Genomic DNA, 764 nt, shown 5'->3' with positions numbered 1-764 from the left:
CAGGCCGCACCACTCGTGCGGAGTGAGATTCAGACGACCTAACACGTCGGCAACGACGGCGTAGTGGTCGGACGGCGGCAGACCTCGGTCCTCGTCGAATCCGATCACGTGTCACTCGCGCGGCATCCAGCAGAGGGTCGAGCTCGGGATGGCCGGGCGGCGAGGTTCAGATCGCCCCGCGAACACGACTCGGAGGCGGATCTCACGGCGCAACGCAACGGTGTCCCCCGACAGCTCGTGCTGCTCGACGGCCCGGAAAGGAAACCCACTCAGAATTCCGAGGTCGAGACGTACGCCGGGATGCGCGTCCCGCGGCATCCGCGAGGGGCAAAGGCCGATGCCATCCCAGCTCGGCTCCGAGCACCGCAGCCTGCGTCAACCCGTCCACCCGCCAAGTCTCCTGCAAGGCAACGAACTCCGGTCGCTACGTGCGCACCGTAGCGACGATCGCCCGTTGCCGCCGCAACCATCGGTCCGCGAACCGACCCCAGACATCCCACGTCATGACGCTCCTACTACGACCGGAGGGAAGCGCTTCGATGAACCGAAGCACGGTGAGAGCCTGCACGGTGGGTACCGGCGACACGATGGACGACACCTCGTGGAGGTACTGATGCCCGGAAAGTCATCGAAGGTGAAGAACGAGAAGCAGTACGAAGCCCTGAAGGACAAGGGGATGTCGAAACAGCGCGCGGCGAAGATCGCCAACTCCTCGAAGTCGAGCGAGCACGGCGGTAAGAGCGGCAAGGGCGGCAACAGCAGCC

The 764-nt window shown here is 65.2% G+C and carries 1 protein-coding gene; it reads left to right on the top strand.

The window, feature by feature from the left end:
- Positions 1 to 148: 148 nt before the first annotated feature.
- Positions 149 to 764: DUF7218 family protein (locus tag E0H73_RS48650; protein ID WP_420323465.1), on the top strand; the 616-nt coding region annotated here is incomplete at its 3' end.

This window comes from Kribbella pittospori (assembly GCF_004331465.1).
In the GTDB taxonomy this organism is placed as follows: domain Bacteria; phylum Actinomycetota; class Actinomycetes; order Propionibacteriales; family Kribbellaceae; genus Kribbella; species Kribbella pittospori.
This window is presented reverse-complemented; position numbering and strand designations above follow the sequence as displayed.